The sequence below is a fragment of the Streptomyces sp. CB01201 genome, assembly GCF_002803085.1.
GTDB classification, from domain to species: Bacteria; Actinomycetota; Actinomycetes; order Streptomycetales; family Streptomycetaceae; genus Streptomyces; species Streptomyces hundungensis.
The window spans coordinates 29,625-50,654 of record NZ_NNBJ01000029.1 but is presented as its reverse complement, the minus strand read 5'-3'; the positions used below and the strand labels follow the sequence as shown (position 1 = coordinate 50,654).

The 21,030-nt window shown below is 70.4% G+C and carries 18 protein-coding genes and 2 tRNA genes; 8 read left to right on the top strand and 12 right to left on the bottom strand.

Annotation, left to right across the window (positions count from 1 at the left end; translation table 11 throughout):
• Nucleotides 1-6: 6 nt before the first annotated feature.
• The 3 genes from CG740_RS36920 to CG740_RS36910 form a co-directional block, all read right to left on the bottom strand.
• Nucleotides 7-615: an ATP-dependent Clp protease proteolytic subunit gene (locus CG740_RS36920; protein ID WP_100579696.1), complete on the bottom strand. Its 609-nt coding sequence runs from the start codon at nt 613-615 to the stop codon at nt 7-9.
• A gap of 277 nt (nt 616-892) precedes the next feature.
• Nucleotides 893-2,281: a trigger factor gene (tig, locus tag CG740_RS36915; RefSeq protein ID WP_100579695.1), complete on the bottom strand. Its 1,389-nt coding sequence runs from the start codon at nt 2,279-2,281 to the stop codon at nt 893-895.
• 201 nt (nt 2,282-2,482) lie between these two features.
• A tRNA-Pro gene (locus tag CG740_RS36910) sits at nt 2,483-2,559 on the bottom strand.
• A 248-nt stretch (nt 2,560-2,807) separates the two neighbouring features.
• On the opposite strand from CG740_RS36910, the gene CG740_RS36905 reads away from it, so the two are divergent.
• Nucleotides 2,808-2,878, top strand: a tRNA-Gly gene (locus CG740_RS36905).
• A gap of 51 nt (nt 2,879-2,929) precedes the next feature.
• Here CG740_RS36905 and CG740_RS36900 read toward each other — a convergent pair.
• The 3 genes from CG740_RS36900 to CG740_RS36890 form a co-directional block, all read right to left on the bottom strand.
• Complete coding sequence (locus CG740_RS36900; protein ID WP_100579694.1) at nt 2,930-3,124, bottom strand: hypothetical protein; 195 nt, start codon at nt 3,122-3,124, stop codon at nt 2,930-2,932.
• 236 nt (nt 3,125-3,360) lie between these two features.
• On the bottom strand, nt 3,361-4,170 hold the full coding sequence (locus CG740_RS36895; protein ID WP_100579693.1) for an ABC transporter ATP-binding protein: 810 nt from the start codon (nt 4,168-4,170) through the stop codon (nt 3,361-3,363).
• 141 nt (nt 4,171-4,311) lie between these two features.
• The gene (locus CG740_RS36890) at nt 4,312-5,457 is read right to left on the bottom strand and encodes a PP2C family protein-serine/threonine phosphatase (protein WP_100579692.1); all 1,146 of its coding nucleotides are present in this window, start codon (nt 5,455-5,457) and stop codon (nt 4,312-4,314) included.
• Between the two features lie 118 nt (nt 5,458-5,575).
• On the opposite strand from CG740_RS36890, the gene CG740_RS36885 reads away from it, so the two are divergent.
• The gene (locus tag CG740_RS36885) at nt 5,576-6,805 is read left to right on the top strand and encodes a GNAT family N-acetyltransferase (protein WP_100579691.1); all 1,230 of its coding nucleotides are present in this window, start codon (nt 5,576-5,578) and stop codon (nt 6,803-6,805) included.
• On the opposite strand, the gene CG740_RS36880 is transcribed toward CG740_RS36885, so the two are convergent.
• Together CG740_RS36880 and CG740_RS36875 are read right to left on the bottom strand one after the other, a co-directional pair.
• Nucleotides 6,793-7,602: an Fpg/Nei family DNA glycosylase gene (locus tag CG740_RS36880; protein WP_100579690.1), complete on the bottom strand. Its 810-nt coding sequence runs from the start codon at nt 7,600-7,602 to the stop codon at nt 6,793-6,795. The genes CG740_RS36885 and CG740_RS36880 overlap by 13 nt on opposite strands.
• Nucleotides 7,603-7,611: 9 nt before the next feature.
• Nucleotides 7,612-8,100, bottom strand: coding sequence for a ribose-5-phosphate isomerase (locus CG740_RS36875; protein ID WP_100579689.1), 489 nt, complete (start codon nt 8,098-8,100; stop codon nt 7,612-7,614).
• A 171-nt stretch (nt 8,101-8,271) separates the two neighbouring features.
• On the opposite strand from CG740_RS36875, the gene CG740_RS36870 reads away from it, so the two are divergent.
• Complete coding sequence (locus CG740_RS36870; protein ID WP_100579688.1) at nt 8,272-9,741, top strand: amino acid permease; 1,470 nt, start codon at nt 8,272-8,274, stop codon at nt 9,739-9,741.
• A 109-nt stretch (nt 9,742-9,850) separates the two neighbouring features.
• On the opposite strand, the gene CG740_RS36865 is transcribed toward CG740_RS36870, so the two are convergent.
• Entirely contained in the window at nt 9,851-10,462 is a 612-nt protein-coding gene (locus CG740_RS36865; protein WP_100579687.1) for a Uma2 family endonuclease, read from the bottom strand.
• 207 nt (nt 10,463-10,669) lie between these two features.
• Nucleotides 10,670-11,254: a biotin transporter BioY gene (locus tag CG740_RS36860; RefSeq protein ID WP_100579686.1), complete on the bottom strand. Its 585-nt coding sequence runs from the start codon at nt 11,252-11,254 to the stop codon at nt 10,670-10,672.
• A 260-nt stretch (nt 11,255-11,514) separates the two neighbouring features.
• Here CG740_RS36860 and CG740_RS36855 point away from each other — a divergent pair, with 260 nt between their 5' ends.
• Both CG740_RS36855 and CG740_RS36850 read left to right on the top strand, forming a co-directional pair.
• Nucleotides 11,515-12,882, top strand: coding sequence for an amino acid permease (locus tag CG740_RS36855; protein WP_100579685.1), 1,368 nt, complete (start codon nt 11,515-11,517; stop codon nt 12,880-12,882).
• Between the two features lie 151 nt (nt 12,883-13,033).
• Nucleotides 13,034-14,443, top strand: a complete 1,410-nt coding sequence (locus CG740_RS36850) for an amino acid permease (protein WP_100579716.1) — start codon at nt 13,034-13,036, stop codon at nt 14,441-14,443.
• A gap of 55 nt (nt 14,444-14,498) precedes the next feature.
• On the opposite strand, the gene CG740_RS36845 is transcribed toward CG740_RS36850, so the two are convergent.
• Nucleotides 14,499-14,894 (bottom strand): hypothetical protein, encoded by a 396-nt coding sequence (locus CG740_RS36845; RefSeq protein WP_100579684.1) that lies wholly within the window; start codon nt 14,892-14,894, stop codon nt 14,499-14,501.
• Between the two features lie 269 nt (nt 14,895-15,163).
• Between CG740_RS36845 and CG740_RS36840 the strand changes: the two genes are divergently transcribed.
• Nucleotides 15,164-15,805: a superoxide dismutase gene (locus CG740_RS36840; protein ID WP_100579683.1), complete on the top strand. Its 642-nt coding sequence runs from the start codon at nt 15,164-15,166 to the stop codon at nt 15,803-15,805.
• Between the two features lie 549 nt (nt 15,806-16,354).
• On the opposite strand, the gene CG740_RS36835 is transcribed toward CG740_RS36840, so the two are convergent.
• Nucleotides 16,355-17,005, bottom strand: coding sequence for a DsbA family protein (locus CG740_RS36835; protein ID WP_100579682.1), 651 nt, complete (start codon nt 17,003-17,005; stop codon nt 16,355-16,357).
• Nucleotides 17,006-17,230: 225 nt separating this feature from the next.
• On the opposite strand from CG740_RS36835, the gene pepN reads away from it, so the two are divergent.
• The gene (pepN, locus tag CG740_RS36830) at nt 17,231-19,861 is read left to right on the top strand and encodes an aminopeptidase N (protein ID WP_100579681.1); all 2,631 of its coding nucleotides are present in this window, start codon (nt 17,231-17,233) and stop codon (nt 19,859-19,861) included.
• Between the two features lie 137 nt (nt 19,862-19,998).
• The coding region (locus CG740_RS36825; RefSeq protein ID WP_100579680.1) for a hypothetical protein at nt 19,999-21,030 on the top strand (1,032 nt) is incomplete at its 3' end.

Genomic DNA, 21,030 nt, shown 5'->3' with positions numbered 1-21,030 from the left:
GGGGGCTCAGACCCCGGTGCCGCCGCCACCCGGAACGCCCGAGGCGGCGGAGATGATCTCGTCGATGAGGCCGTAGTCCTTGGCCTCCTCCGCCGTGTACCAGCGGTCGCGGTCGCCGTCGCGGATGATCGTCTCGACGGTCTGGCCGGAGTGCGCGGCAGTGATCTCCGCCATGCGCTTCTTCGTACGGATCAGGTACTCGGCCTGGATCTTGATGTCGGAGGCGGTGCCACCGATGCCGGCGGAGCCCTGGTGCATCAGGATGTCGGTGTTGGGGAGCGCGAAGCGCTTGCCCGCGGCGCCGCCGGTGAGCAGGAACTGGCCCATCGAGGCGGCCATGCCCATGCCGATGGTGACGACGTCGTTCTGGATGTACTGCATGGTGTCGTAGACCGCCATGCCGGCCGTCACCGAACCACCGGGGCTGTTGATGTAGAGGTAGATGTCCTTGTCCTGGTCGGCAGCGGCCAGGAGGAGCATCTGGGCGGTGATCTTGTTGGCGATCTCGTCGTCGACCTGCTGGCCGAGGAAGATGATGCGGTCATTGAGCAGTCGGCTGTAGACCTGGTCGCCGAGGCCACCACCGAGGGACGGCTCACCGGCGGCGTAAGGCATCAGATTCGTCACGTATCCACCTGCTCGTCTCTGACGGCTTCGGCCGTCTCATCGTCTTCGTTCCGGGGGCGCGGACTCCGGCTCGCCAGACTCCACCACCCTCGTATTCATGGACCCTAACGCGCAGGTGGGACAACGCCATCCCGGTTCCCGAACTGTTCGCTCGGAGCGCAAGGTGGTTGAAGCGGAATCCCGTACGAGCAAGGGCCCGTACGCGACTGCGCACGGGCCCTTCCCCAGAGGTACTGCGGAGGTGTTGCAGAGGTCGGACGGAGGCTCAGGCCTCGGTCTTCTCCGCGGCCTCGCCCTCGGCGGCCTCGACGACGGCCTCGGCGAGCTCGGTGTTCTCGTCCTCGGCGTCCTCCAGGTCGACGACCTCACCGTTGGTGTCGGTGACCTTGGCGGCCTCGACGACGACGGCGAGCGCCTTGCCGCGGGCGACCTCGCCGACGAGCATCGGCACCTGGCCACCCTCGACGACGGCCTGGGCGAACTGGTCGGGGCTCATGCCGGAGGAGGCCGCACGCCGCATGAGGTGCTCGGTGAGCTCCTCCTGGTTGACGTTCAGCTTCTCCTTGTTGACGAGCTCGTCCAGGATGAACTGCGTCTTGATGCCCTTGACCGCCTGCTCCTCGGTCTCGGCGGTGAACTCTTCCTCGGTCTTGCCCTGGATCTCCAGGTACTTGGCGAGGTCGATGCCCATCTGGCCGAGCTGGTGGTGCTCAAGGTTGTGCTTGCGGGTCTGGATCTCGTCCGCGAGGAGCTTCTCGGGGATCGGGACCTCGGCCAGCTTGAGGAGCTCGTCGAGGACGCGCTCCTGGGCCTGGGTGGCCTGGTCGTACTGCTTCATGTTCTCAAGGCGCTTGCGGCTGTCGGCCTTGAGCTCGTCCAGGGTGTCGAACTCCGACGCGAGCTGCGCGAAGTCGTCGTCCAGGGCGGGCAGTTCACGGGCGGCGACCTGGGTGACCTTGACGGTGACCTCGGCCTCCTTGCCCTCGGCCGAGCCGCCCTTGAGCTCGGAGGTGAAGGTGGCCTCGCCACCGGCCTCCAGGCCCTTGACGGCCTCGTCGATGCCCTCAAGGAGCTCGCCGGAACCGATGGTGTACGAGACACCCTCGGCCACGCCGTCCTCCAGGACCTCGCCGTCGACCTTGGCCTCCAGGTCGATCGTCACGACGTCGCCGTCCTCGGCGGCACGCTCGACCGGGGAGGTCGAGGCGAAGCGCTCGCGGAGCTGCTCCACGGACTTCTCGACGTCCTCGTCGCTGACCTCGACGGCGTCCACGGTGACCTCGATGCCGGAGTAGTCCGGGATCTCGATGGTCGGGCGGATGTCCACCTCGGCGGTGAAGTTCAGCGTCTCGCCGTCCTTCAGCTCGGTGATGTCGACCTCGGGCTGACCCAGCGGGTTCAGCTCCGCCTCGTTGATCGCCTCGGTGTAGAACTTCGGGAGCGCGTCATTGACGGCCTCTTCGAGCACGGCGCCACGACCGAACCGCTGGTCAATCACTCGGGCCGGGATCTTGCCCTTACGGAAGCCCTTGACCGTGACCTGCTGGTTGATCTTCTTGTACGCCGCGTCGAGGCTGTCCTTGAGCTCCTCGAAGGGCACCTCGACAGTGAGCCGAACCCGAGTCGGGTTCAGGGTCTCCACGGCGCTCTTCACGGTTCGGTCTCCTTGTGGCTGACTTCTTGGGAGTTCTGCCGGAGACCGAGCGGTCCCCGACGGATGGGGCCCGGTACATCATTCATCAGACACACGGGCACGCAGCTTGCATAGTAACCGCAAGCGGGATGCCACCCACAATGTGATCTTGTGCGCGGAGATCGAACGCCGGTGACGGCGGAGATCGAATGCCGGTGACGCTGGTCGGGGTGGCGGGATTTGAACCCACGGCCTTCCGCTCCCAAAGCGGACGCGCTACCAAGCTGCGCCACACCCCGTCGGTGCGAGACGTAGGGTACATGCCCGCGGGGACCGCGTCGGCCGCTTTGTCCTGGGCGGCCCGCCGGGCCCCGATCCGGCCGCTCCGCCTCCGCTTTCGCACCCGACGCCGGTGGCCGGGATCCACCGCCCCGGCGCCTGCCGTGCGGACGCCGGAGTACCGCGGTGTGCACGGCCGGGGTGCGACCCGCTACGATGCTCTACGTGCCGGGGTCGCGCTGACGCGATGACCTGCGGCGCGGTGCTTGCGGGCGTAGCTCAATGGTAGAGCCCTAGTCTTCCAAACTAGCTACGCGGGTTCGATTCCCGTCGCCCGCTCTCGAAGGCCCGAAGGGCCCGGCAGCCAAGCTGCCGGGCCCTTCGGCGCGTTCAGAACTTGATCTGGTTGATCGTGTCCGCTATCGAGTTCAGGAAGCGCTGGATCGAGGGGGCCATGCCCGTCGAGGCCAGGAAGAAGCCGAACAGTATCGCGACGATGGCTGGGCCGGCCTTGATGGAGCCGCCGCGGATGAGCACCACGAGGACGACCGCCAACAGCACCACGGCTGACAGTGAAATGGCCACAACTGATCACACACCCTTGGTCGGTCCGCCTTGCCGGCCCGGGAGCATGCCGCGCACACCCCCGCGAGCTCTATCGTGCCACCAACACCCCTGTGGTTGTTCCCGGGTGACGGTTCGCCAAGGCAAGAATCCGGTCAACAGCCGTGAAATCGCCGTGACGTTTGATGACGTGCGGGATCAACTGGCCTTCCTGTGACGGATGTTCATCGCGTATCGGCCACCGCGACCGCTGTTCTTCACGCCGCCGCGCGCGCGGGCGCACGGCGGGCGGTCAGCGTCGTCATCCGCGCCGCGATCCGGTCGGCCAGCATGGCCGGCAGGGCGTCCGCGATGGAGCCGTCGGCCAGGAAGAGGACCTGGTCGGCGTGGGCGGCGGCCGTGGGGTCGTGGGTGACCATGACCACCGTCGCGCCCAGGGTGTCCACCGCGGCGCGGAGCAGGGACAGGACCTCGGCGGCGGTGGTGGTGTCCAGGGCCCCCGTCGGCTCGTCCGCGAAGATCACGTCGGGGCTCGTGACCAGCGCCCGCGCGATCGCCACGCGCTGCTGCTGGCCGCCGGACAGCTCGCCGGGGCGGCGGTCGCCCTTGCCGTCCAGGCCGACCTGCGCCAGGAGTCGCGCCGCGTGGCGCCGGTCGGGGCGCACCCCGGCGAGGCGCGCCGGAAGCAGGACGTTCTGCTCGACCGTGAGCGAGGGCAGCAGGTTGAAGGCCTGGAAGACGAAGCCGAGGCGGGAGCGGCGCAGTTCGGTGAGCCGGTTCTCGCTCATGCCGGTGATCTCGGTGCCGCCGAGCCGCACCGAGCCGCCGGTGGGGCGGTCGAGGCCCGCCGCGCACTGGAGGAACGTGGACTTGCCGCAGCCGGAGGGTCCCATGACCGCGGTGAAGCTGCCCCGGGGCAGCGCGAGGTCGATTCCGCGCAGCGCGTGCACGGCGGTGGCGCCGCGGCCGTACTGCCGCCGCACATCGCGCAGTTCGACGGCCCAGTCGGCTCCGGGCACCGCCTCCGCGGTCGTCCGGTGGGTCTTTCCGGCCCGTCGCAGCGCCATGGTTCCCGCCCTTTCCTCGCCCCGCCCGGCACGCTCGCGCCGGCCCTTCGAACCTAGGGAGCGGGAAGGGCGCCGGCCATGGCGGCCACCGGTGGATCGGGGGTGGGGCTGACCCCACCCCCGGTGCCGGCCGCGGGGCGGTCAGGCGTCGCGTCTGATCAAAAGCAGCGCGCGGTCGTCGTTGACGTCCTTGGCGACCGCCTCGATCAGGTGCCAGGCCGCCCCGTCGAAGCCCGTCGAGACATAGCGGTCGGCCTCGCCGGTCAGGCGGTCGATGCCCTCGGCGATATCGCGCTCGGAGGTCTCCACCAGCCCGTCCGTGAAGAGCATCAGGACGTCGCCGGGGGCCAGCGAGCCCTTGGCGGGGTGGAACTCGGCGGCGTCGTAGACGCCGAGCAGGGGGCCTTCGGCGGCCTGCTCCTGCCAGCGTCCCGAACCGGCGTGGAGCTGGAGGGCCGGGGGGTGGCCCGCCGAGAGGAGTTCGTAGTCGCCGGAGTCGAGATCGAGGACGAGGTGGATGGCGGTGGCGAAGCCCTCGTCCCAGTCCTGGCGCAGCAGATAGCCGTTGGCCGCGGGCAGGAAGGCGTGCGGGGGCAGCGAGCCGAGGAGCCCGCCGAAGGCACCGGAGAGCAGCAGGGCGCGCGATCCGGCGTCCATGCCCTTGCCGGAGACGTCGGTCAGGACGATCTCCAGGGTGCGGCCGCCGCCGGTGCGGGCGGCGACCACGAAGTCGCCGGAGAAGGACTGGCCGCCCGCGGGCCGCAGCGCCATCTCGCGGTGCCAGCCCCTGGGCAGCTGCGGGAGCGAGCTCTGGACGCGGATCCGTTCGCGCAGGTCGAAGAGCATGGTGCCGCCGCGCCGCCAGGGCACCCCCACCCGGGCCCGGAACTGGGCGATGAGCAGCCCGAAGAGCCCGCACGCGGCGACCACGAGGACCGTGCCGGGGGTGACCCGCGAGGGCCCGGCGGTGTACGGGCCGAGCCGTACCGATTCCACGATCAGCGCGGTCGCGGCGGCCGCGTACAGGCCGAGGAGGTTGGCGGGCCGCAGCAGCAGCCCGCCCGCCACGATCGGCAGGACCAGGGCGGAGGGGGCGCACCAGACGGGGGCCAGAAGTGTGGCGCAGGTGATCGCGGGCACGGTGAGGAGCAGACCGGCCAGGGCGATCCAGTCGGAGCCGTCGCCGCGGAAGTAGTCGACGCCGGATCTGCGCACCGCGTTGCGGACCCGGTGCAGCGCCTTGCGCCACCGGGCGGTGAACGAGTCCGCTCTCATCGCACGTGCCATTGCCGAGGACCCTATCCAGCCGGTGGGGCCGCGTGCAGGTGGCCCCCGGCGCCCGGACCGGGCGCCCCGGTGGAAATCGGGTCGCTCGCACGGCGTACTCCCTGCTAGTCATGCACTCATGACGATGGAGTTGCGGGTTCTGGACCCGGCGGAGTGGGACGAGTGGTACGGGGCCGTGGTGGTGGCCTTCGGCGGGATCCCGGACGACCCCGAGGAGCTCGGCTGGTGGCGCAGGCTGATCGACCCGGAGCGGTCGATCGCCGTGTGGGACGGCTCGACGTGCGTGGCCGCCACCAGCACCTTCCCGTTCCGTCTGAGCGTGCCGGGCGGCGCCGTCGTCCCCGCCGCGGGCGTGACGGCGGTCGGCGTCATGGGCACCCACCGCCGCCGCGGCATCCTCACGTCGATGATGCGGCGCCAGCTCGACGACCTGCGCGAGCGGGGCGAGGCGCTGGCCGTCCTGACCGCGTCCGAGCCCGCGATCTACGGGCGGTTCGGGTACGGGATCGGCACGATGGCGCTGTCGGCCGAGATCGACACGGCCCGGGTCCGCGTCGAGCTGCCGCCCGGTGCCGAAGAGGTGAGCCTGCGGTACGCGAAGGTCGACGAGTCGCTGGCCCGATGCGAGGAGCTGTACGCGCGCCTGGTGCCGCGCCGCCCGGGCATGCTGGCCCGCCTGCCGGGCTGGGACCGGCTGAACACGATCGACCCGGAGTCCTATCGGGAGGGCGCCTCCCCGCTGCAGTGCGTCCTCGCCGAGCGCGACGGCGAGCTGGTCGGGTACGCCCGCTACCGGGTCGCCGTGGAGGCGGAGCCGGGGGGTGTGAAGGGCACGGTGCGGCTGAAGGACCTGGAGGCCGAGGATCCGGCGGTGGCCGCGACGCTGTGGCGCTATCTGTTCGAGATCGACCTGACGAGCACGCTGAAGGTGCGGACCCGGCCGGTCGACGACCCCTTCCAGCACCTGGTGTCCGATGTGCGGCGCTGCGGGATCCGGCTGCGGGACTCGCTGCACGTGCGCCTGGTCGAGGTGGGCGCGGCCCTGGAGGCGCGGACGTACGCGGCGCCCGTGGATGTGGTCCTGGAGGTCGAGGACGCGTTCTGTCCGTGGAACGCGGGCCGCTGGCGGCTGACCGGCGACGCCAAGGGCGCGACCTGTGTACGCACCGAGGACCCGGCCGAACTCGCCCTGTCCGTAAGGGAGTTGGGCGCCGCCTATCTCGGCGGGGTCACGCTCGCCTCACTGGCGGGGGCGGGCCGGGTGCGCGAGCTGCGGCCGGGCGCGCTGGCCGGGGCCTCGACGGCCTTCGGCAGCGAGCTCGCGCCGTGGCTGCCTCACGGCTTCTGACAGCCGGGGCACCAGAACAGGTTGCGGGCGGCGAGGCCGGCGGTGCGGATCTCGCTCCCGCAGAGGTGGCAGGGCATGTTCGCCCGGCGGTAGACGTACACCTCGCCGCCGTGGTCGTCCACGCGCGGCGGGCGGCCCATGGCCTCGGGGGTGTGCTCGGGGCGGACGGTGTCGATGCGGTTGAGCCGGACGCCCTCGCGCATCAGCTCCACCAGGTCGGCCCAGACCGCGTCCCACTCGGCGCGGGTCAGGTCCTTGCCGGGCCGGTAGGGGTCGATGCCGTGCCGGAACAGCACCTCGGCGCGGTAGACGTTGCCGACGCCCGCGATGACCTTCTGGTCCATGAGCAGGGCGGCGACGGTGGTACGGCTCTTCGAGATCCGCTGCCAGGCCTTGTCGCCGGTGTCGTCGGGCCGCAGCGGGTCCGGGCCGAGCCGGTCGTGTATCGCCTGCTTCTCGCCGTCGGTGATCAGCGCGCAGGTCGTCGGCCCGCGCAGATCCGCGTAGCCGGCGTCGTTCAGCAGGCGCAGCCGGACGGTGTCGGTGGGCGGCGGGGCCGGGGCGTCGCCGAAGCCGTACTTGCCGAACAGGCCGAGGTGGATGTGGACCCAGCCCGAGGGTCCGAAGCCGAGGAAGAGGTGCTTCCCGTGGGCTTCGGCGTCCTCCAGGACCTGGCCGTCGACCAGGGCCGCGCCGTCCGAGAACTTGCCCTGGGGGCTGGACGCGCGCAGCGGCCGGCCGCCGAACCTCAGGTCGTGGTCGGCGGCCAGGCGGTGGATGGTGTGGCCCTCGGGCATGGGCCGGGCTCAGCCCTGCTGCGGGTGGTGGGCCGGGATCTCGGGGAGCTTGCCGGTGGTCTCGTACTCGGTGAGCATCTCGATGCGGCGGGTGTGACGCGCCTCACCCGAGTACGGGGTGTCGAGGAAGATCTCGACGAACTTGGTCGCCTCCTCCTCGGTGTGCATCCGGCCGCCGATGGAGATCACGTTGGCGTCGTTGTGCTCACGGCCGAGGGCCGCGGTCTGCTCGCTCCAGGCCAGCGCGGCGCGGACGCCCTTGACCTTGTTGGCGGCGATCTGCTCGCCGTTGCCGGAGCCGCCGATCACGATGCCGAGGGCGTCCGGGTCCGCGGCCGTCTTCTCGGCGGCCCGCAGACAGAACGGCGGGTAGTCGTCCTGGGCGTCGTAGATGTGCGGACCGCAGTCCACGGGCTCGTGCCCGTGGGCGGTGAGCCACTCGACGAGGTGGTTCTTGAGTTCGAAGCCGGCATGGTCGGAGCCGAGGTACACGCGCATGTACCGAGTGTGGCATGCGCGGGGCAGGGCAGGGCTTAGCGGGGGGAGGACTTTGGTCCCCGCACTTGGTCCCGTCTAACGATCCGGATTCAGGCCTTCCGTCCCGAAGCGGACCAGGTTTGAATACCCGGGCTCGTAACCCGAGTGCTCCGAAGACTTAAGGAAGCGTCTATGACCTCGCAGCCGTCCCTTGCGAAGGAAGACCGCCTGCCCGGTGAACCCGGTGATCCGCAGGTGCCCGACAGCGGCCTCAAGGCTGGTCTGAAGAACCGCCATCTCTCCATGATCGCCATCGGTGGCGTGATCGGCGCCGGCCTGTTCGTGGGCTCCGGCTCCGGCATCGCCGCGGCGGGACCCGCCATTCTGCTCTCGTACGCACTCGTCGGCGTGATGGTCGTCTTCGTGATGCGGATGCTGGGCGAGATGGCCGCTGCCCGCCCGTCGTCGGGCTCGTTCTCCGCGTACGCCGACCGCGCGCTCGGCCGCTGGGCCGGTTTCTCGATCGGCTGGCTCTACTGGTTCTTCTGGGTCGTGGTGCTCGCGGTCGAGGGAACGGCCGGCGCGAAGATCCTGCACGACTGGGTGCCGGGGGTCCCGCAGTGGGGCTGGGCGCTCATAGTGATGCTGGTCCTGACCGCCACCAACCTGGCCTCGGTCTCCTCGTACGGCGAGTTCGAGTTCTGGTTCGCCGGGATCAAGGTCGTCGCGATCGGCGGCTTCGTGATCATCGGCCTTCTCGCGGTGTTCGGCGTGCTGCCGGGCTCGGACAACCCCGGTGCGGGCTTCGCCCACCTCACGGACACCGGCGGTTTCTTCCCCAAGGGGTACGGCGCGATCCTCACCGGCGTCCTGATGGTGGTCTTCTCCTTCATGGGCTCCGAGATCGTCACCCTGGCCGCCGGCGAGTCCGAGGACCCGCGGCGCGCGGTGACCAAGGCCACCAACAGCGTGATCTGGCGGATCGCGGTCTTCTACCTCGGTTCGATCTTCGTGGTCCTCACCCTGCTGAAGTGGAGCGACCCCTCGATCGTCGCGGACGGCTCCTACGTCGCGGCCCTGAAGACGATCGGCATCCCGCACGCCGACCAGATCATGAACGTGATCGTCCTGACGGCGGTGCTGTCCTGCCTCAACTCCGGCCTCTACACGGCCTCCCGGATGGCGTTCTCGCTCGGTGAGCGCGGCGACGCGCCGAAGTCCTTCGCCCGCACCAACCAGCGGGGCGTGCCGCAGGTCGCGATCCTGTCGTCGGTCGTCTTCGGCTTCGTGGCGGTCTTCTTCAACTACAAGTGGCCGGACACCGTCTTCGCGTTCCTGCTCAACTCCTCCGGCGCGGTCGCCCTGTTCGTGTGGCTGGTGATCTGCTTCACCCAGCTGCGGATGCGCGGGATCATCCTGCGCGAACAGCCGGAGAAGCTGACCGTGAAGATGTGGGGCTTCCCCTATCTCACCTGGCTGACGATCGGGATGATCTCCTTCGTCCTCGTCTACATGCTGTTCGACAAGTCCGGCCGCGAGCAGGTGCTGCTCTCGCTGCTCGTCGCGGCGCTCGTCATCGTGATCGCGGTCGTCAAGCAGCAGGTACTGGCGCGACGCGCGCCCGCGCAGAGCGGCGTAGAGGAGGAAGTGGCCGCGTCTTAGGCGTGCTACGGCCGCCGGCTTCCGAGTTCGCCGCTTCGTACGGATGCGTACGGGGCGGCGAACTGGTTTTAGCGGCAGGCGAGTTCAGTCCACGGCGGTCAGCCCTGGGCTACAGGAGCGAGGTGTCCAGGGCCGGATACGGCGCGGGGAGCAGGAACTTGCCGCCGAGCTCGGTGACCGTCGTCGTCCGGTAGTGGCTCTTGGTGGGCTGCTCCTTGTCCGGCACCGGCTCGGAGTGGACGTACACCTTGCGTTCGTAGCGATGCACGATCACGTACAGCGGGACCCCGGCTGCGGCGTAACTGCGGTACTTGGGGCCGGTGTCCGTCTCGTGGTTGGTCGAGGTGACCTCCCCCGCGAGGTGCAGCAGCTCGATCGGATACCAGCCCCGATTGGTCCTGCGGTACGCCTCGTCCAGATCGGTCGGCTCACGCCGCATGACGTAGAAGTCGGGGACGAGCAGACTCAGCGTCTTCTCGGCCGTCACACCGGTTCGGTAGCCGTTGCCGATGCCGACGTGGTCGACTCCGCCGGTGCGGAGCTGAAAGTACAGCTCCGTGGCCGCGCGGTTGTGGTTGTGGTCGGGCTGAGGCGGCACAATCACCATTCCCTCGACGTACTCGGCCCGAATCGGCTCCTTGGAAGCCTTCTCGAACTCGATCAACAGGTCGATGGGGTCCTGTGCCTCGTTCACCGGCTCGGTGATGGGGTCGGCGCTCATGCTGGCGTTCCTCCCTCGTCGCTGGTGTCAGGCTACGCCCGGTGGGCGGCCCCGAGCAGGAGCGTGGAGGAAGCGCGGGCCCGTCCGTCGTGGCATCGGGAGACGTTCACTCGTTCGGGGAACGAAGGATCCTTCCTGCTGGAAAGGCCCGCAACGCGAAGAGGGCCCGGCGAAAGCCAGGCCCTCTTCGTCGCGTACGCGCCGGGGTCAGCCCTTGCGGCCGAGGAGCTTCCACGCGGCCGGCAGCAGGCCCATCGCCAGGGCGGCCTTCAGGGCGTCGCCGATCAGGAAGGGGGTGAGGCCGGCGGCGATCGCGGCGGTCAGGGACATGCCGGTCGAGGCGGCGAGGTAGGGCACCCCCACCGCGTAGATGATCGCCGAGCCGAGCGCCATCGTGCCCGCCGTGCGCAGCACCGAGCGGTCGGCTCCGCGGCGGGCCAGGGCGCCGACGACGGTGGAGGCGAGCAGCATGCCGAGGACGTAGCCGAAGGAGGCGCCGCCCGCACCCGAGGTGCCGTCCGCGAACCACGGCATCCCGGCCATGCCGATCAGCGCGTACAGCGCGAGCGAGAGGAAGCCGCGGCCGGCGCCGAGGCCCGCGCCGACGAGGAGGGCCGCGAAGGTCTGCCCGGTGACCGGGACGGGCGAGCCGGGGACGGGCACGGCGATCTGCGCGGCGATCCCGGTGAGCGCGGCGCCACCGACGACGAGCGCGATGTCGCGGGCACGGGAGGCCGGCAGCAGGTCGGCGAGGACCGATCCGGTACGGGGGGCGGCGGACGCAGTGCTCATCGGAACTCCGGCAGGTGTCGGGGGCAGCGGGACGTGCTGGGGACACGGTGACGTTAGCCCACGGAATCTCGCCGGATCACCAGCAGCCGCCCACAAAGCGGGCGTTGGACCCTTGGTGGGGTCCGGACAAAGAGCGCGATCCATGCCACGCCCGGCGTGACCCTCATCACTGCGGTGATGGTCTCGGGTATCCCTTTTGCGCAGGCGGTCCCTGCTCGGCGAGACTGTGGATTCCCCATAAAACGAAAGTTACGAGCACCATGCACGAGTCCCCGCCCGCCGAACCCCTCTCGCATGGCCTCAAGCAGCGCCATCTGACCATGCTCGGCCTCGGCGGGGTGATCGGCGCGGGACTCTTCGTGGGGTCGGGCGCCGGCATCGCGGTGGCGGGGCCCGGCATCGTCGTCTCGTATCTGATCGCCGGTGCCATCGCGATGCTGGTGATGCGGATGCTCGGCGAGATGTCGGCGGCGATGCCCGCGTCGGGCTCGTTCTCGGTGCACGCCGAGCGGGCGCTCGGCCGCTGGGCCGGGTTCAGCGTGGGCTGGCTGTACTGGTTCCTGCTCGTGGTGGTGCTCGCCGTGGAGGCGACCGGCGCGGCGAAGATCGCGAACGGCTGGGCGCCGGCGGTGCCGCAGTGGGCCTGGGTGCTGATCTTCATGGTGGTGTTCACGGTCGCCAACCTGGCCGCGGTCAAGAACTTCGGCGAGTTCGAGTTCTGGTTCGCCGCCCTGAAGATCTTCGCGATCGTGGCGTTCCTGGTGCTGGGCCTGCTCGCGGTCTTCGGCGTGCTGCCGGACACCTCGGCGGTCGGCCTCGCCAACCTGACCGGCCAGGGCGGTTTCCTGCCCGCCGGGTGGAGCGGGGTGGTCTCCGGGGTGCTCGCGGTGATCTTCGCGTTCGGCGGCCTTGAGGTCGTCACGATCGCCGCCGCCGAGTCCGACGACCCGGTGCGCGCGGTCGGGCGCGCGGTGCGCAGCGCGGTGTGGCGCATCCTCTTCTTCTACGTGGGCTCGATGCTGGTCATCGTGACGCTGCTGCCGTGGACGTCGATGAAGCCGGGCCAGAGCCCGTACGTCGCGGTCCTCGACTCGATCGGCATCCCGGGAGCCGGCCAGATCATGAACATCGTGGTGTTCGTGGCGCTGCTGTCCGCCCTCAACGCCAATCTGTACGGCTCCTCGCGCATGATCTTCTCGCTCGCCGAACGGGGCGAGGCGCCGAAGGGCCTCCTGAAGGTGTCGGGCGGCGGCGTGCCGCGCCGCGCGGTGCTCGCCTCGGTGGCCTTCGGGTTCGTCTCCGTGCTGCTGAACCTGAAGTGGCCGGACTCGGTGTTCCTCTACATGCTCAACGCGGTCGGCGCGGTGCTGCTCTTCGTGTGGGCGCTGATCGCCCTGTCGCAGCTGCGGCTGCGCCGCCGCATCGAGCGCGAGGCACCCGAGACGCTGGCCCTGAAGATGTGGGCCTTCCCCTATCTCACCTGGGCCGCGCTCGCCGCGATGGCCGCGGTGCTCGTCCTGATGCTGTTCGACTCCTCGGCCCGGCCGCAGCTGCTGTGGTCGGCAGGGGCGACGGCGCTGGTACTGGTGGTGGCGGGGGTACGGGAGTGGCGGACGCGGCGCGTGTGAAGTTCACGTAAACAAAACGCACGTGTCTCTTCACGCTGTGTGAGTCGAGTGTCCGCATAGCGGTCGGGTGTTCCCTCTGAGCGGGGCCGCCCTAAGACTGTGGGCTCCGTGCCGCCGACCCGGTGGATCAGCTACTGAACAGGGCATGCCCATGTCTCGGACAACCGCGCCCGCGCCGGACGACAGCCGGCCGAAGACCGACTCGCCGCTCACGCACGGCCTCAAGCAGCGCCATCTCTCGATGATCGCCCTCGGCGGTGTGATCGGCGCGGGGCTCTTCGTCGGCTCCGGCACCGCGATCGCCGCGGCCGGCCCGTCGATCATCCTCGCGTACGCGATATCGGGCGCCCTGGTCATGCTCGTCATGCGCATGCTGGGCGAGATGTCGGCCGCCAACCCCGCGTCCGGCTCCTTCTCGGTGCACGCCGAGCGGGCGATCGGCCCCTGGGCCGGGTTCACCGCGGGCTGGGCCTTCTGGTTCCTGCTGTGCGTGGCCGTCGGCCTGGAGGGCATCGGCGCGGCGGGCATCGTGCACGGTTGGCTGCCGGGGGTCCCGGAGTGGGCCCTGGTCGCCGTGTTCATGCTGCTTTTCTGCGGCACCAACCTGGCCGCCGTGAAGAACTTCGGCGAGTTCGAGTTCTGGTTCGCCGCGCTGAAGATCGGCGCGATCACGCTCTTCCTGGTCATCGGCGTCCTGGCGATCATCGGGGTGCTGCCCGACACCAACGCGCCGGGGATGACCAACCTCACCGGCCAGGGCGGCTTCATGCCCAACGGCAGCGAGGGCCTCATCGTCGGACTGCTCGCCTCCGTCTTCGCGTACGGCGGCCTGGAGACGGTCACCATCGCGGCGGCCGAGTCCGAACACCCCGTCCAGGGCGTCGCGAAGGCCGTGCGCACCGCGATGTGGCGGATCGCGATCTTCTACGTGGGCTCGATGGCGGTCGTCGTGACGCTGCTGCCGTGGACCACGAAGGAGATCGCCACCAAGGGCCCGTACGTCGCGACCCTGGACCACCTGGGCATCCGCGGGGCGGGCCGGATCATGGACGTCGTCATCCTCGTCGCACTGCTCTCGGCGATGAACGCGAACATCTACGGCGCGTCCCGCATGGCCGGCTCGCTCGTCTCGCGCGGCCAGGGCCCCAAGGTGCTCGGCAGGATCTCCGGCGGGGTGCCGCGCGTCGCCGTGCTCACGTCCTCGGCTTTCGGCTTCGTGTGCGTGCTGCTGAGCTACTGGCGCCCGGACGACATCTTCCAGTGGCTCCTGAACACCATCGGCGCGATCATCCTGGTCGTCTGGTTCTTCATCGCCGCCTCGCAACTGCTGCTGCGCCGCCGCATCGAGCGCGAGGCCCCGGAGAAGCTCGTCGTGAAGATGTGGCTGTACCCGTGGCTCACCTGGATCGCGCTGGCCGGCATGGCGGCGGTGTTCGTCCTGATGGCCCGCGAGGACGGCACGCGCGTCCAGCTCTACTACACGGGCGGCCTCACGCTGCTGCTCGCGATCATCGGCTACATCCGCCAGCGCACCTCGACGAGCACCCCCATCGACGCCTGACCGGTACCCACGGGGTCAGCGCGTACGGAAGTGGGTCAGCGCGTACCGAAGTGGGTCAGCGCGTACCGAAGTGGGTCAGCCAGGCCCAGAGCACCAGCACGGCCGAGCAGGAAACCGCCAGCTGGACAGTGATGCTCGTGCTGTTCCGGGGCTTGTCCCTCCCGGATTCCACCATCTCCGCCATGAGCTCGCGGACCTTCGCCCCCCGCCCGAGCAGACCGAGCAGGAGCCCGCACAGCGCTGTCGCGTACATCGGCAACAGCCGCTCCAGGGGCACCCCTTTCCCGAGCACCGACGCCGTCACGAAGACAGCCCCGAGGACGGGTATCGCGGCGACTCGCAGCTTGTAGGCGCGCTGGGGCATGAGCGGGACCAGGTACAGCCAGAGCCAGACAGTGCTCACGACGGAGAGGGTCCACCAGGCCCCGATGCCGATGGCGGGCGGCTCCACGGGAACTCCTGTCACTTCTGTGCGGGGGGATGGTCGTCTGCCGATTTTATCGAAGCCGCCTCGGCCCGCCGGCCGCCGCTCCCCTGCCCGCACCCCGCACCCCGCACCCCGCACCCCGCACCCCCTACCCCTCACCCCGCCCTACGCCCCGGGACCCAGGACCTATTACTGAGGTCGCCCTTAGCTGCGAAGCCGTATTGCTGCTGATAGCGTGCACTTGCACATCAGTTGCAATAAGCATTTGCAGTGAGCAGTCGGAGGGCTCGGACATGGCCATTTACACGCTTCCTGAACTTCCGTACGACTACGCGGCGCTCGAACCCGTCATCAGCCCGGAGATCATCGAGCTGCACCACGACAAGCACCACGCGGCGTACGTGAAGGGCGCGAACGACACCCTGGAGCAGCTCGCGGAGGCTCGCGACAAGGACTCCTGGGGGGCGATCAACGGCCTGGAGAAGAACCTCGCGTTCCACCTCTCCGGCCACATCCTGCACTCGATCTACTGGCACAACATGACGGGCGACGGCGGCGGCGAGCCGCTGGAGAAGGACGGCACCGGCGAGCTGGCCGACGCCATCGCCGAGTCCTTCGGCTCCTTCGCCAAGTTCAAGGCCCAGCTGACCAAGGCCTCGGCGACGACGCAGGGTTCGGGCTGGGGCGTCCTCGCCTACGAGCCCGTCAGCGGCCGCCTCGTGGTGGAGCAGATCTACGACCACCAGGGCAACGTGGGCCAGGGCTCGACCCCGATCCTGGTCTTCGACGCCTGGGAGCACGCCTTCTACCTCCAGTACCGGAACCAGAAGGTCGACTTCATCGAGGCCATGTGGCGGGTCGTCAACTGGCAGGACGTGGCCAAGCGTTACACCGCCGCCAAGCAGGCCGGCAACAACCTGCTCCTCGTGCCGTAGTCCCATACGGACCGATCGGCTTGGTTCAACGCCCTTCAGAACAGGCCCACTTGGGCTCCAGACGTCCTGCTCGTGATCGTCTTCTCAACCTTCACCTGCGGACGGAATGACCGGCCGGCCCCCGCGAGGACATGACTCGCGGGGGCCGACCGCGCAGGCCACTCGGCGCGGCGCCGGGCGGCATGGGCCTCCTCAGCCCCCCGGCGCCGGACGCCATAGGCACCCCCAGCCCGCCCGCGGCCAGCCTCCCGGCGCCGGGTGGCATGGGCATCCTCAGCCCGTCCGGCGATTGAGGACGAGCGCCGTCAAGGCGCGAACGGGGTCTGGGGCGGAGCCCCAGCAACCCCGATCACGCCTGCGGACCGTGCGTGGCCGATCGCGCAGTTCCCCGCGCCCCTCAGCCACTCGATGCCGGGCAGCATGAACATCCTCAGCCAGCCTCCCGGTGCCGGGTGGCATGGGCATCCCCAGCCCGTCCGGCGATTGAGGACGAGCGGCCTCAAGGCGCGAACGGGGGCTGGGGCGGAGCCCCAGGGGGAGCCGCCTGGGTCAGAGGTTGCTGAAGTCGGGGCCCTTGGTGCGGCTCCGCTTGAGCTCGTAGAAGCCGGGCGTCGCGGCGACCAGCAGCGTGCCGTCCCACAGCTTGGCCGCGGCCTCGCCCTGGGGGGCGGGGGTGACGACCGGGCCGAAGAAGGCGATCTGCTCGCCGTCGGCGCCCGGCACCGCGATGACGGGGGTGCCGACGTCCTGGCCGACCTTCTCGATGCCCTCCTTGTGGGAGGCGCGCAGCTGGACGTCGTAGGTGTCCTGGTCCGCGTAGTCGATGAGGTCGGCCGGCAGGTCCACGTCCTTGAGGGCCGCGGCGATGGACTCGCGGGTCACGCCGCCGCCCTCGTTGTGGATGCGGGTGCCGAGCGCGGTGTAGAGCTTGCCGACGACCTCGTCGCCGTGCAGTTCGCCGGCCGCGACCACCACGCGGACCGGGCCCCAGGCCTTGCCGCCGGGCCGCATGTTCTCGGCGTACTCCTCGGGCAGCTCGTCCAGGCGGTCCTCGTTGAGCACCGCGAGGCTCATCACATGCCAGCGCACCTCGACGTCACGGACCTTCTCGACCTCCAGCATCCAGCGCGAGGTCATCCAGGCCCAGGGGCACAGGGGGTCGAACCAGAAGTCGACGGGGGTCTTGACGGAGTCGGACATGTCTCTCCTCGGGAACAGCGTGCGACAGCGGACAACAACGTCGGAAAACAAGCGTCTGTACCGGCGAACGCCGAAGGCCGCCGAAAGCATTCCGCCGCCCGCCCGATGCGGCCGATCCCCCTCGCCACCGCCCTGCCCATCGGCTCCCGCCCGGCTCCCCCTCGGCTCCCGCTCCGGTGACATGGGAGGATCGAGTCCGTTCGAACGAGACACGAAGGAGTGCCCGTGCCCGGTGAGAATCTGTCCCGCGACGAGGCCCGCGAGCGGGCCGAGCTGCTGTCCGTCGAGGGCTACGACGTCTCTCTCGACCTGCGGTCCGCGGTCGGTGAGGCCCCGGCCGGGCCCCGCACGTTCCGGTCCCTGACCACGATCCGCTTCCGCTCGGCCCGCCCCGGCGCCTCGACCTTCGCCGACCTCATCGCCCCGTCGGTGACCTCGGTGACCCTGAACGGCCGCGCGCTGGACGTGGCCGAGGTCTTCGACGGGAGCCGGATCGCCCTGGACGACCTGGCCGCCGACAACGTCCTCGTCGTCGACGCGCAGTGCGCGTACAGCAGGACCGGCGAGGGCATGCACCGCTTCGTCGACCCGGAGGACGGCGAGGTCTACCTCTACACGCAGTACGAGCCGGCCGACTCGCGCCGGGTGTTCGCCAACTTCGAGCAGCCCGACCTCAAGGCCCGCTTCACCTTCGAGGCGCAGGCCCCCGAGGGCTGGACGGTGTGGTCCAACGGCGCGGGCGGCCAGGTACAAGAAGGGGCGCGCGAAGCGCTTCCGAACAAGGGTGGTGGCGGGCGACGGGCGGGCGGCGTGTGGCGGTTCGCCGCCACCGAGCCGATCTCGACGTACATCACCTGCGTGGTGGCCGGCCCGTACCACTACGTGACCGACTCCTACACGCGCGCCCTCGACGACGGCCGCACACTGGAGATCCCGCTCGGCGCGCTCTGCCGCAAGGGGCTGGCCAAGCACTTCGACGCGGACGACGTCTTCCTGGTCACCAAGCAGGGCCTGGACTTCTTCCACGACAACTTCGACTTCCCCTACCCGTTCGGGAAGTACGACCAGGCGTTCGTGCCGGAGTACAACCTGGGCGCGATGGAGAACCCGGGTCTGGTGACCTTCCGCGAGGAGTACATCTACCGCGGCAAGGTGACCCAGGCCGCCTACGAGCGCCGGGCCAACGTCATCCTGCACGAGATGGCCCACATGTGGTTCGGCGACCTGGTCACGATGGTGTGGTGGGACGACCTGTGGCTGAAGGAGTCCTTCGCCGACTTCATGGGCTCGTTCTCGCTGGCCGAGGCGACCCGCTTCACCAACAGCTGGGTGACCTTCGCCAACAACCGCAAGGCGTGGGCCTACCGGGCCGACCAGCTTCCCTCCACGCACCCGATCACGGCCGACATCCGCGATCTGGAGGACGCCAAGCTCAACTTCGACGGGATCACGTACGCCAAGGGCGCCTCGGTGCTCAAGCAGCTCGTCGCGTACGTCGGCCGGGACGACTTCCTCGAAGGGGCCCGGCGCTACTTCAAGCGGCACGCCTACGGCAACACCCGGCTCGGCGATCTGCTGGCGGTCCTCGAAGAGGTATCCGGCCGCGACATGGCGACCTGGTCGCAGTCCTGGCTCCAGACCGCGGGCGTCAACTCCCTTACGCCGGTGGCCACTTATGACGCCGGGGACCGCATCACCGAGCTGGCCGTGCTCCAGGAGGCGGCGGCCTCCCACCCCACGCTGCGCCCGCACCGGGTCGCGGTGGGCCTGTACCGCAACGAGGCCGGCGCCCTGGTGCGCTACGCCCGCGCCGAGGCCGACGTCGAGGGTCCGCGGACCGTCGTCACCGAGCTCGCCGGGGCCGAGCGGCCCGATCTGATCCTGGTCAACGACGACGACCTGACCTACTGCAAGATCCGTTTCGACGAGGCCTCGCTCGCCACCCTGCGCGCCCACCTCGGCGACATCAGCGACCCCCTGGCGCGCGCCCTGTGCTGGTCGGCGCTGTGGAACCTGACGCGGGACGCGCTGATGCCCGCCCGCGACTTCGTCGCGCTCGTCCTCGCGCACGCGGGACGCGAGTCCGACATCGGCGTGCTCCAGATGCTGCACGCCTGGACGCAGTCGGCGGTCACGCACTACGCGGCTCCGGCCTGGCGCGAGGAGGGCGGCCGGCTGCTCGCCGAGGGCGCCCTGCACGAGCTGCGGCTCGCCGAGCCGGGCAGCCAGCACCAGCTGACCTGGGCCCGCTTCTTCGCGGCGACGGCCGCCACCGACGCGGACTTCCAGCTCCTGCGGGGGCTGCTCGCGGGCACCGCGAAGATCGACGGCCTCGACGTGGACCAGGAGCTGCGCTGGGCGCTGCTCGAACCGCTGGCCGCACACGGCATCGCCGACGAGGGCGTCATCGACGCGGAGCTGGCCCGCGACGACACCGCCTCCGGCAAGCGCCACCACGTGCGCTGCCTGGCGGCGCGCCCGTCCGAGGCGGTCAAGGCGCAGGCCTGGGCGCAGGTCGTGGAGTCGGACGCGCTGTCCAACGCCCTGGTGGAGGCCACGATTTCGGGCTTCAACCAGCCGTCGCAGCGCGAGCTGACCGCCCCGTACGCGGCGAAGTACTTCGCGGCGATCGAGCGGGTGTGGGCCGAGCGTTCGATCCAGATCGGCATGGATGTCGTCAAGGGCCTGTTCCCCGGGCTCCAGGACGACGAGGCCACCCTCGCGGCCACCGACGCGTGGCTCGCCGCGCACGAGGGCGCGGCGCCCGCGCTGCGCCGGCTGGTGCTCGAAGCCCGCGACGACCTGGCCCGCACCCTGCGCGGCCAGGCGTGTGACGCGACGGCCGCGGCCCGCTGACGCCGGTTCGGGGGGCCCGGGACCGGGCCCCCTGATCGGCACTCGAACGCCCGTACTTTAGGACGGGGTTGTCCGGATTTGTCGACGGGCTTGTAACAGCGGTTAGCGGGCCCTCCGGGTGCGGAAAACCCTGCGGCATGAACCACAACACCCCGCTCTCCCCCCGCCCCCTGAGCCACCTCACCGATGTCCAGCGGCGGGTGCTCTCCGCCAACCAGCTGCGCGCGCACGGGGTCTCGGCCGCGCGCACCACCGCCCAGTGCCGACCCGGCGGCCCCTGGCAGCAACTGCTTCCCGGCGTGTATCTGCTGCACGCGGGTCCGGCCACCAGCGAGGAGCGGTTGCACGCCGCGCTGCTGTACGCGGGGTGGCCGGCCGCCGGGCGCGCCAAGGCCATCCCGGCGCAGGGCCAGGCCCACGACGAGCCGCCACAGGCCGTCGTCACCGGGCTCGCGGCGCTCGCGATGCACCGGTTCTCGGCCGCTCCCCCGCTGCACTCGCTCGACCGGATCGACGTGCTGGTGCCGCGCACCCGGCGGCTGCGCTCCACGGGCTTCGTCCAGCTGGTGCGTGCGGTGGCGATGCCGGGCGCGGAGATGATCGCGGGCGTGCCGGTGGCGCCGGTACCGCGGGCGCTCGCGGACGCGGTCGCGGTCCTCGACGACGCCGAGGCGGTGCGCCGCCTGCTCACCGAGGCCGTGCGCTGCGGCCACACCGAACCGGCCGCGATCGTGCGGGAGTTGACCCAGGCACGGCTGCTGACCCGGGCCCACGTGGTGGACGCGGTGGACGCGCTGCTCGCCGAGGGGCGCTCGATCGCCGAGGAGCGGCTCTACGCGATGGTGCGCGGGTTCGGCCTGCCGGATCCGCTGTGGAACGTGGACCTGCGGCTGCCGGGCGGCCCGCACCTGGGCGGCCTCGACGCGTACTGGCCGGAGCAGGCGGTCGCGGTGGAGCTGGACACCCGGGCGGCCCGGCAGGACGATGACGCGCTGTTCTCGGAGTGCGCCCGCAAGCGCGAGGCCCTGGAGCGGCTCGGGATCACCGTCGTGCACATCACGCCGAAGAAGCTGCGCACCTCGCTCGAACAGCAGGCGGCCGTGGTGCGGACCGCGCTGATGGCGTCCGCCGAACGGGAGCCGGCCGCCTATGTGGTGGTCCTCCCCCGC